The following is a 9105-nucleotide window of genomic DNA, read 5'->3' on the forward strand; positions in this document are numbered from 1 at the left end:
CCACGTAAGGGGTCCTTCCGCCGCTACCCGAACGAAACGGGCCCGCCGAAGCGGGCCCGACACAATCAGCATTGTCTTAGGCGCACCCCCTCACGAGCAGCCGGTCGTCCCGCCGCAGGTGTCGCACTTCAGGCAGGTCCCGTTGCGGACGAGGGTGAAGTTGCCGCATTCGCCGCAGGCGTCACCCTGGTAGCCGCGCATCAGGGCTTCCGCGCGGCGGGAGCCGGAGGTCGGGGCCGGGGCGGTGGCTTCCTCGCGCTTGGCCGCGGGCGGCTGGAAGGCGAGGTTGGCGATGCCGGTCTCGTCGAGCGCCCGCTCCACCTGCTGGGCGACGTCGGTCTTGAGCGCCGTGGCGCCGGCGGTGGCGAAGCCCGCCGAGGCCGGGGTGGCACGCAGCTCGCCGCGGGCCTCCACGGCGGCGGCGCCGCCGTCGATGGCCAGGAAGCTCGTGGGCTTGCCGCGCACGAGGCCCTTGGACACGACCCGCGCCGCGGTCGGGGTGCCGGCCGGAGCCTTGCCCTCGTTCTCGCCCTTGCCCAGCGCGTCGAAGCCGATCGACTCCGGCGAGACATGGGCGAGGTCGTTGCGGCCCAGATAGGAGATCGCCAGCTCGCGGAACACGTAGTCGAGCACCGAGGTGGCGTTCTTGATCGCGTCGTTGCCCTGCACGAAGCCCGCCGGCTCGAAGCGGGTGAAGGTGAAGGCATCGACATACTCGTCGAGCGGCACGCCGTACTGGAGGCCGAGCGAGATGGCGATGGCGAAGTTGTTCATCAGGCTGCGGAAGGCGGCGCCTTCCTTGTGCATGTCGATGAAGATCTCGCCGATGCGCCCGTCCTCGTACTCGCCGGTGCGCAGGTACACCTTGTGGCCGCCCACGATCGCCTTCTGGGTGTAGCCCTTGCGGCGATCGGGGAGCTTCTCGCGCTCGCGCAGGCGCTCGATGCGCTCCACCACGCGCTCGACGATCTTCTCGGCCACCGCGGCGGCGCGGGCCGAGGCCGGCTGCGCCACGAGGGCGGCAAGCGCCTCGTCGTTCTCGTCCTCGTCGTCGTTGTCGGCGATGAGCTGCGAGTTGAGGGGCTGCGACAGCTTGGAGCCGTCGCGGTAGAGGGCGTTCGCCTTCAGCGCCAGGCGCCAGGAGAGCAGGTAGGCCTGCTTGCAGTCATCGACCGTGGCGTCGTTGGGCATGTTGATGGTTTTGGAGATCGCCCCCGAGATGAAGGGCTGCGCTGCGGCCATCATGCGGATGTGGCTCTCGACCGAGAGGTAGCGCTTGCCGATCCGTCCGCACGGATTGGCACAGTCGAAGACCGCGTAGTGGGCGAGCTTCAGGTGCGGCGCGCCTTCGAGCGTCATGGCGCCGCACACGTGCACGTTCGCCGCCTCGATGTCCGCCTTGCTGAAGCCGAGGAACGAGAGGAGCTCGAAGGAGGGGTCCGCCAACTTCTCCGCCGGAACCTTGAGGGTCCCGGTGAGGAAGTCCTCCCCGAGCGTCCACTTGTTGAACACGAACTTGATGTCGAAGGCCGACCCCAGTCCGCGTTCCACGGCCGCGATCTTCTCGTCCGTGAAGCCACGGGCGCGAAGGGTGGTGTGGTTGATGCCGGGCGCCTGGGCGAGGGAGGCATGTCCCACCGCGTAGGCGACGATCTCGGCGATCTCGGCTTCACCGTAGCCCAGGCTGCGCAGGGCCTCCGGCACCGCCTGGTTGATGATCTTGAAGTACCCGCCGCCGGCGAGCTTCTTGAACTTCACCAGGGCGAAGTCGGGCTCGATGCCGGTGGTGTCGCAGTCCATCACCAGGCCGATCGTGCCGGTGGGCGCGATCACCGTGGCCTGCGCGTTGCGGAAGCCGTGCTCCTCGCCCAGCGCCAGCGCCTTGTCCCAGGCGGCCTGGGCATGGGCGACCAGCGCCTTGTCGGCGCAGGAGGCATGGTCGAGCGGCACCGGGTTCACCGACAGGCCCTCGTAGCCCGAGGACAGGCCGTGGGCGGCGCGGCGGTGATTGCGGATCACGCGCAGCATGTGCGTCGCGTTCTCCTTGTAGCCCGGGAAGGGCCCAAGCTCGCGCGCCATCTCGGCCGAGGTGGCATAGGCCACGCCGGTCATGATCGCGGTCAGCGCGCCGCAGATCGCCCGGCCCTCGGCCGAGTCATAGGGGATGCCGGCCGTCATCAGCAGGCCGCCGATGTTGGCGTAGCCCAGCCCCAGCGTGCGGTACTTGTAGGAGAGCTCGGCGATGGCCTTGGACGGGAACTGCGCCATCAGCACCGAGACCTCGAGCACCACCGTCCACAGGCGGCAGGCGTGCTCGTAGTTCTCGATCTCGATCTTGCCGTCGGCGCCACGGAACTGCAGCAGGTTCAGCGAGGCGAGGTTGCAGGCCGTGTCGTCGAGGAACATGTACTCGGAGCACGGGTTCGAGGCCCGGATCCGGCCGGCGGTGGCACAAGTGTGCCAGTCGTTCATGGTGGTGTTGAAGTGCAGGCCCGGATCCGCCGACGCCCAGGCGGCGTGGCCGATCTTCTCCCACAGGTCGCGCGCCTTCAGCGTCTTGGAGATCTTGCCGTCGGTGCGGCGCACGAGGTTCCAGTCGGCGTCGCTCTCGACGGCGCGCAGGAAGTCGTCGGTCAGCGACACTGAGTTGTTGGAGTTCTGGCCGGAGACCGTGAGGTACGCCTCGCTGTCCCAGTCCGTGTCGTAGGTGTCGAACTGGATGTCGGTGTAGCCCTGCTTGGCGAACTGGATGACGCGCTTGATGTAGCTGTCGGGCACCAGCGAGCGGCGCGCGATCTTGATCTCGCGCTTCAGGGCCGGGTTCTTCTCCGGGTCGAAGCAGGCGTCATCGGGCCCGTCGCAGTTGACGCAGGCCTTCATCACCGCCTTGAGGTGCTTCTGGCAGAGTTTGGAGCCGGTCACGAGCGCGGCGACCTTCTGCTCCTCGCGCACCTTCCAGTCGATATAGGCCTCGATGTCCGGATGGTCGGCATCGACGACGACCATCTTGGCGGCGCGGCGCGTGGTGCCGCCCGACTTGATGGCGCCGGCGGCGCGGTCGCCGATCTTCAGGAACGACATCAGGCCCGAGGAGCGGCCGCCACCGGCCAGGCGCTCGCCTTCGCCGCGCAGCTTGGAGAAGTTGGAGCCGGTGCCCGAGCCGTACTTGAAGAGACGGGCCTCGCGGACCCACAGGTCCATGATGCCGCCCTCGTTGACGAGGTCGTCCTCGACCGACTGGATGAAGCAGGCATGCGGCTGGGGATGCTCGTAGGCCGTCTTCGACTTCACGAGCTTGCCGGTCTTGTAGTCGACGTAGAAGTGGCCCTGCGAAGGCCCGTCGATGCCATAAGCCCAGTGCAGGCCGGTGTTGAACCACTGCGGCGAGTTCGGCGCCACCATCTGGCGGGCGAGCATGAAGCGCAGCTCGTCGTGAAACGCGCGGGCATCCTCCTCGGAGGAGAAATAGCCGCCCTTCCAGCCCCAGTAGGTCCAGCAGCCCGCCAGCCGGTCGAAGACCTGCTTGGCGCTCATCTCGGAGCCGGTGCGCTCCTTCTCGGGCAGGGCTGCGAGCGCGGCCTCGTCGGGGACCGAGCGCCACAGCCACGACGGAACGTCGTTCTCCTCGACGCGCTTCAGGCGCGCCGGTACGCCGGCCTTACGGAAATACTTCTGCGCGAGGACGTCCGACGCGACCTGGCTCCAGACCTCCGGAACCTCGATATTCTCGAGCCGGAACACCACCGAGCCGTCCGGATTGCGGATCTCGCTCGTGGCGGCCCGGAACGCGATCGACGCATAAGGTGACTGTCCGCTGGTCGTGTATCGGCGATCGATCCGCATCTTCATTCCCCAGATTCGGGCGGCAAACGCCCGCAGAGCCGGCGTCCCGCCGTGCCCCATGCCCCTGATGTCAGTCCTTTGGTAACGCCACACGGCAGCCGGGCCGCCGAGATCAACACCTGCCCTGACCCGGTGTTCCGGGTCGTCCTCCGGTTCTGGCACCGGCACCCGTGTTGCCTCGTCGGGCGGGTGCCATAGCCGGCGGACAGGGAGCTTCAGCCCCGGGAGACCCGGGTCCGCAGCACCGTGCGACATGGGGGGCACACTAGGCTTCAGCCCCCCGAACCGTCAAGAACTTGTGTCCGCGAAGGCAGTGGACACCATATCTAGTGAACGAAAGGTTAAGAATGGGTTTTTTCCGCCACACGCATTCTAAGCATCGGATTCAACGAGCGGATTCGCAACGGGGGCTGGCGCCTCCGTCCCCGTCATCCCCGTGATGCACCGATCGATGCTGGGGATGAGGAGAACCGCGCTTGACAGGAGGCCCCGCTTTCCGATCGCGCGCCGCCGGCTGATGGGGCGTCTGCGCCGGATCCGGCAACGCTAGGCATCACAAGCATAAAGGGCTCCCGCTTCACCACCACTCCGCGAATCTCGGTCCACCGACTCGCCTGTGAATCACGTCGGCACCGTCATCCCACTGCCGTGGTTCAGCCACGAATCGCGGTCAGGTCCCGAGACTGGCCGGCTGCCATGCAAGCGAGGCTCCGGTGCAGAGCCTGTGAACCCTCGTCCTTCGACGCACTGGACAGCACGCGCCCCTCTCGCCATAGTCCGCGCGATTTCGGCGGGGGCCCAACTGGGTCCCGCGCACCTCACCGGCGGATCGCGCATGAAGAAACTCCTGCTTCAGATCTTCACCTGGTGGCACGGCCAGACGCTGGGCACCCAGTTCTACACCTCGCGCAACGGCGAGCTTGTGGGCGAGGATCAGTTCGGCAACCGCTACTACCAGACGCGCGGCGGCAAGAAGGACCCCACCATCGGCGTCGTGCGGCGCTGGGTCGTGTTCAAAGGCGAGATCGAGGCCACCTCCGTCCCGCCGGGCTGGCATGCCTGGTTGCGCAACACCACCGACGTGCCGCCCAGCCAGGACGGCTACAAGCCGCGCGAGTGGCAGAAGGACTGGCAGCCCAACATGACGGGCACGCCGCTGGCCTACCGGCCCAAGGGCTCGACGCTCGCTTCCGGCCAGCGCCCCCCCGCGACCGGCGACTACGAAGCCTGGTCCCCCGGCGCCTGAGCGCCGGCGGGCCCTGGAGGACACCATGGCCCGCACGCACACCTACACGGCCACCGTCACCTGGACCGGCAACACCGGAGCGGGCACCGCCTCCTACCGGGGCTATTCGCGCGACCACGTGATCGCGCTGCCCGGCAAGGCGCCCATCGCGGGCTCGTCCGATCCCGCCTTCCGTGGCGATCCCTCCCGGGTGAATCCCGAGGAGATGCTGGTTTGCTCCCTCTCCACCTGCCACATGCTCTGGTTTCTTCACCTGGCCTGTGAAGCCGGCATCGTCGTCGAGAGCTACGAGGACGAGCCCCACGGCGAGATGGCCGAGGCGGCCGACGGGGGAGGGCAGTTCACCAGGGTGACGCTGCGCCCGAAGGTGAGCCTCTCCAAGGGCGATGCCCAAGCGCTTCACGCGATCCACGAGCGCGCCCATGCGCTGTGCTTCATCGCGCGGTCGGTCAATTTCCCGGTCGCGTGCGAGGCGCGGGACTGATCGGCGCCGTCCCGGCGCGCCGCGGCCCTTGCCCTTTCTCCGCCTTGTTCCGCGTGTTAATCGTCCGCCGCGCCAGGGGCCGGCGACTCAGGCCCCCGACACGACGAAGCGAACGATCTCCCATGCGCCTTGCCCGTGCCCTCGCCGGAGCCGCCTTCGCCACTGCCGTGGCGCTGCCCGGCGCGGCTTTCGCCGACAAGATCAAGAACCCCACCGCGATCTTCGCCGGTCTCGACAAGATCACCGGGCGCATCATCAATTTCGAGGCGCAGGTCGACGAGACCGTGCAGTTCGGCGCGCTGCAGATCACCACCCGCGTCTGCTACACGCGTCCGCCGACGGAGCCGGTCAACACCACCGCCTTCGTCGAGGTCGACGAGGTGACGTTCACCAACGAGGCGCGCCGCATCTTCGGCGGCTGGATCTTCGCCTCCAGCCCGGGCCTCCACGGCATCGAGCACCCCATCTACGACGTCTGGCTCACGGGCTGCAAAGGCGGCACGGTGGTCATCCCCGACGCGCCGGATCCGGACAAGGTGCCGCCCAACGCGCAGCCCCAGGTCAGCGATCGCCGCCAGCGCCAGCAGCAGCAGCAGCCCGGCCTGCCGGCGGGCACGCCGCCGGTCGTCGAGGGCGGCCGCATCGGCGTGGCCGGTCCCGCGGGCGTCCCGGTGGAACCGCGCCGCCCGAGCCAGAGCTTCTTCCCGGCGCGCAGCAACACCCCGGTCCCCAACTACGACCCGCTGCAGAACAACCCGAACCGGTAGGCGGTCCTTACCGCAGCGCGGCCAGCGCCTCTTCGCCGCTCACGGGCACGCCGCGCGGCCAGGCGTAGAACTCGGCGGGCTGGGTCACGGCGTCGTCCAGCAGCAGCCGGTAGCGCTCGCGCGGCACCTCGACCGCGCCGAAGCGGGCCAGGTGATCGGTGACGAACTGGGTGTCCAGCAGCACGAAGCCACCGGCGCGCAGCCGCCCGACCAGATGCACCAGCGCGACCTTGGACGCGTCGCGCGCGGTGTGGAACATGCTCTCGCCGAAGAAGGCCGCGCCGAGCCGCACCCCATAGAGCCCGCCGACCAGCTGGCCCCCTTGCCACGCCTCGACCGTGTGGGCGTGGCCGAGGTCGAACAGCGCGCCGTAGAGAGCGCGGATGCGGGTGTTGATCCAGGTCTGCCGGCGCCCGGGCGCCACGGCGGCGCAGCCCGCGATCACGCCCTCGAAGTCGGTGTCGACTCGGATCTCGAACGCGTCGGAGCGCACCGTGCGCGCCAGCCGGGACGAGACGTGGAAACCGTCGAGCGGGATCACGCCCCGTTCGCGCGGCTCCACCCAGTAGAGCGCCGGATCGTCGGCGCTCTCGGCCATGGGGAAGATGCCTGCCGCATAGGCGCGCAGCAGCAGTTCGGGGGTGATGTCGAGGCCGCTGTCGCGCTGTCGCCCCATGCTCGCTCCGCTCACGCCCCCGAGGGGTCGTCCATGCCTCCGGTCGCGAGAAACTTCTCGAGCCAGTGGATGTCGTAGGCGCCGTTCTGGATGTCCGGATTGCGCACCAGTGTGCGGAACAGCGGAAGCGTCGTTTCGATCCCGTCCACGACGAATTCGTCGAGCGCACGGCGCAGGCGCATCAGGCACTCGGTCCGGGTGCGGCCGTGCACGATGAGCTTGCCGACGAGGGAATCGTAGTTCGGCGGGATCGTGTAGCCCTGGTAGACGGCCGAATCCACGCGCACGCCCAGGCCACCGGGCGGGTGGAAATAGGCGATGCGGCCGGGCGACGGCCGGAAGGTCGCCGGATGCTCGGCGTTGATGCGGCACTCGATGGCGTGGCCGGAGAGCTGCAGGTCCTCCTGCGAGAACGACAGCGGCGCTCCCGCGGCGAGGCGGATCTGCTCGTTCACGAGGTCGATCCCGGTGATCATCTCCGTGACGGGATGCTCGACCTGGATGCGGGTGTTCATCTCGATGAAATAGAACTGCCCGTCCTCGTAGAGGAACTCGATGGTGCCGGCACCCACATACTGGAGCTCCTGCATCGCCTTGGCGACGGTGTCGCCGATCTTGGCGCGCATGTCGGCGTTGAGCGCCGGGGAGGGGCCTTCCTCCCACACCTTCTGGTGGCGGCGCTGCAGCGAGCAGTCGCGCTCGAACAGGTGCACCGCGCCGCCGCGCCCGTCGCCGAGCACCTGCAGCTCGATGTGCCTGGGCTTCTCGAGATACTTCTCCAGGTAGACCGCGTCGTCGCCGAAAGCCGCCTTGGCCTCGGTGCGCGCCGTCTGCAGCGCGTTGACGAGATCGTCCTCGCTGCGCGCCACCTTCATGCCGCGCCCGCCGCCGCCGGCGGCGGCCTTCACCAGCACCGGGTAGCCGATGTCGGCCGCGACCCGCATGGCCTCGTCGTCGTCGGTGATCCCGCCTTCCGAGCCCGGCACGCAGGGAATGCCGAGGCGCCGCGCCGTGCGCTTGGCCTCGATCTTGTCGCCCATGATGCGGATGTGCTCGGCCTTGGGGCCGATGAAGTGGATGTTGTGGCTCTCCAGGATCTCGGCGAAGCGGGCGTTCTCGGAGAGGAAGCCGTAGCCGGGATGGATCGCGTCCGCGCCGGTGATCTCGCAGGCGGCGAGCAGCGCGGGAATGTTGAGATAGCTGTCGCGGGCCGGCGGCGGGCCGATGCACACGCTCTCGTCGGCGAGGCGCACGTGCATGGCGTCGGCGTCCGCCGTGGAGTGCACGGCGACCGTCGCGATGCCGAGCTCCTTGGCGGCGCGCAGGACCCGCAGCGCGATTTCGCCCCGGTTTGCGATCAGGATCTTGTCGAACATCCGGTGCTCACTCGATGATCATCAGCGGCTCGCCGTATTCCACCGGCTGCCCGTCCTCGACGAGGACGGCGGTCACGGTGCCGGCGCGGTTCGCGACGATCTCGTTGAAGGTCTTCATGGCCTCGACCAGGAGCACCCGGTCGCCCACCTTCACCACCGAACCCACCTCGACGAAGGCCTTGGCCTCGGGGGAAGGGCGGCGATAGGCGGTGCCCACCATCGGCGATGTCAGCGCGCCGGCATGGGGCGGCGCCTCGGTCTTGCCGCTGCCCGGAGCCGCCGCCGGGGCGGCCACGGCCGCAGGCATCGGCGCGGCCACGGGGGCGGGAACATGCATCACGGCGGCCGGCGCAGCGGTGAGCTGGCGGGCCACGCGGATGCGCAGGTCACCCTTTTCGACCTCGATCTCGCTCAAGTCGGTCTCGGCGAGGAGGCGCGCCAGTTCACGCACCAGCTTGGGGTCGATCGCTTCGTCTTTGCTCATCGTCTTCGTGGTCGCCCTGGTTGCGGGTCCCGCCATGGTCGTTGCTCCGGGCCGCTCAGCCCGACTCAAGCGGGCACCCACGCGCCTGTCGCGCGCGAGCGTCGTCATATCTGCTTGCGGGCGCGAGGGGAAGCGTGGCTGGTGCGTCCTTCGACACGGCCGCTGCGCGGCCTGCTCATCCTGGAGACCTTTGCACGAGCGGGACGGTTCTGATTCACTGACGACGTGA

General features: G+C 68.8%; 7 protein-coding genes. 3 read left to right on the plus strand and 4 right to left on the minus strand.

Going from position 1 to position 9105, the window contains the following annotated elements; all coding sequences use genetic code 11:
- Positions 1–90 precede the first annotated feature (90 nt).
- Complete coding sequence (locus Q0Q47_RS28235; protein ID WP_293868039.1) at positions 91–3843, minus strand: vitamin B12-dependent ribonucleotide reductase; 3753 nt, start codon at positions 3841–3843, stop codon at positions 91–93.
- 835 nt (positions 3844–4678) lie between these two features.
- On the opposite strand from Q0Q47_RS28235, the gene Q0Q47_RS28240 reads away from it, so the two are divergent.
- The 3 genes from Q0Q47_RS28240 to Q0Q47_RS28250 all read left to right on the plus strand — a co-directional run bounded on the left by Q0Q47_RS28240 (position 4679) and on the right by Q0Q47_RS28250 (position 6340).
- Positions 4679–5089 carry an NADH:ubiquinone oxidoreductase subunit NDUFA12 gene (locus tag Q0Q47_RS28240; RefSeq protein WP_293868029.1) on the plus strand — a complete coding sequence of 137 codons (411 nt, stop codon included), beginning with the start codon at positions 4679–4681 and terminating at the stop codon, positions 5087–5089.
- 25 nt (positions 5090–5114) lie between these two features.
- Positions 5115–5573: an OsmC family protein gene (locus tag Q0Q47_RS28245; RefSeq protein ID WP_293868031.1), complete on the plus strand. Its 459-nt coding sequence runs from the start codon at positions 5115–5117 to the stop codon at positions 5571–5573.
- Positions 5574–5695: 122 nt separating this feature from the next.
- Positions 5696–6340 (plus strand): DUF2155 domain-containing protein, encoded by a 645-nt coding sequence (locus Q0Q47_RS28250; RefSeq protein ID WP_293868033.1) that lies wholly within the window; start codon positions 5696–5698, stop codon positions 6338–6340.
- Positions 6341–6347: 7 nt separating this feature from the next.
- Here the strand turns inward: Q0Q47_RS28250 and aat are convergent, their stop codons facing one another.
- From aat to accB, 3 genes are read right to left on the minus strand one after another with little or no spacing between them, the layout of a single operon-like run.
- Positions 6348–7016 carry a leucyl/phenylalanyl-tRNA--protein transferase gene (gene aat, locus Q0Q47_RS28255; RefSeq protein WP_293868035.1) on the minus strand — a complete coding sequence of 223 codons (669 nt, stop codon included), beginning with the start codon at positions 7014–7016 and terminating at the stop codon, positions 6348–6350.
- An 11-nt stretch (positions 7017–7027) separates the two neighbouring features.
- Entirely contained in the window at positions 7028–8392 is a 1365-nt protein-coding gene (gene accC, locus Q0Q47_RS28260) for an acetyl-CoA carboxylase biotin carboxylase subunit (protein ID WP_293868037.1), read from the minus strand.
- 7 nt (positions 8393–8399) lie between these two features.
- Positions 8400–8876: an acetyl-CoA carboxylase biotin carboxyl carrier protein gene (accB, locus tag Q0Q47_RS28265; protein ID WP_293868041.1), complete on the minus strand. Its 477-nt coding sequence runs from the start codon at positions 8874–8876 to the stop codon at positions 8400–8402.
- Positions 8877–9105: the final 229 nt, after the last annotated feature.

Source organism: uncultured Alsobacter sp., assembly GCF_945952055.1.
Taxonomy (GTDB): domain Bacteria; phylum Pseudomonadota; class Alphaproteobacteria; order Rhizobiales; family Beijerinckiaceae; genus Alsobacter.